This is a genomic window from Aetokthonos hydrillicola CCALA 1050 (genome assembly GCF_017591665.1).
GTDB lineage: Bacteria > Cyanobacteriota > Cyanobacteriia > Cyanobacteriales > Nostocaceae > Aetokthonos > Aetokthonos hydrillicola.
The window spans coordinates 1-1,207 of sequence record NZ_JAAKGC010000425.1 but is presented as its reverse complement, the minus strand read 5'-3'; the positions used below and the strand labels follow the sequence as shown (position 1 = coordinate 1,207).

The following is a 1,207-nucleotide window of genomic DNA, read 5'->3' as shown; positions in this document are numbered from 1 at the left end:
CCCTTGACTACTGGCGCGGATGGATGAACGACGCCCACGTCTACGGGCGCATGCGCGTCGTCGATGCCCCCGAGCGCATCGTCATCCTCGGCACCAACCACTTCGGCAGCGGCACCGGCGGCACGGCGTGCGATAAGGGCTACGAATCCCCGCTGGGCACCTGCCCGCTGGACGCCGACTTCCTCAACCTGCTGAAGGCGAAACTGGGTGCAGAAAACGCCGCGAAACTGCTGAAAGACCGCTACGACCACGAGCGCGAGCACTCGGTTGAACTGCACATCCCCTGGGTGCAGCACGTCTTCGCCGACAAGAAAACCGGTGCGATGCCGAAGGTCGTCGGCATCCTCGTCCACGACCCGGCGATGAACAACGGCGAGAGTTACGACAACCTCGGCCTGGGCATCCTCCCCTTCATCGAAGCGCTGAAGCAGACCATCAGCGAGAGCAAGGGCAAGACCCTCATCGTCGCCTCCGCCGACCTCAGCCACATCGGCCAATCCTTCGGCGACAAGACGCCCATCATGGGCGAAACGCCGGAAGCCGACGCCTTCCGCCAGAAGGTGCTGGGGCACGACCAGGAGATGCTGGCGCTGGTGGAACAGGGCAAGCCCGAAGACCTCGTCAGCAGCATGGCCTGGCAGCAGAACCCCACAAGGTGGTGCAGCGTGGGGAACTTGGTGGCGATGCTGAAAGTGACGGATGCGAAGGCGGTGACGCGGCTGAACTACGCCGGCGTGGGCGACCAGCAGGGCGTGGCGTTTGTGACGAGTTATGCGGGGGTGGTGGAGTAGCACCTGCGGGGTGCGACGGTGCGTTTGTCCGTCCGAGCCCGAAGTCCGTCCGAGCCCTGAGCGCGAGCTCAGGGCCACCGTGCGACAACCCCGCACAACAATTGATGCAAAGGGCATTCGGATGGTGTCCCTGAGCTCGCGCTCAGGGCTCGGACGGAGCTGCCTTTGCAGGGGTCCCGGGTGATGAAGCGTCGCCACATTCGGGGCAGACGGCGCTGGGCGGCGTCCCCCGAAGGTCATACCCGCATCTCAAGCAGAACCCCGGTGGGATCCGCTTGTGGCTCGAACTCCACAGCCCCGCGCCGACGCCGAGGATGATCGGCGGCAGGAGGCCGCTCCAAAAGCCGCGGAACAGCCCCGACACCGCGTGCGGCACGTTGGGCCACACAAAGCCGGTGAAGGTGCGGGTCGTCTCT

1 protein-coding gene is annotated in these 1,207 nt (G+C 65.5%); it reads left to right on the top strand.

All coding sequences use genetic code 11. The features are described from left to right. Window positions 1-791: AmmeMemoRadiSam system protein B (gene amrB / locus G4P69_RS38520; protein WP_208355291.1), on the top strand; the 791-nt coding region annotated here is incomplete at its 5' end. Window positions 792-1,207: the final 416 nt, after the last annotated feature.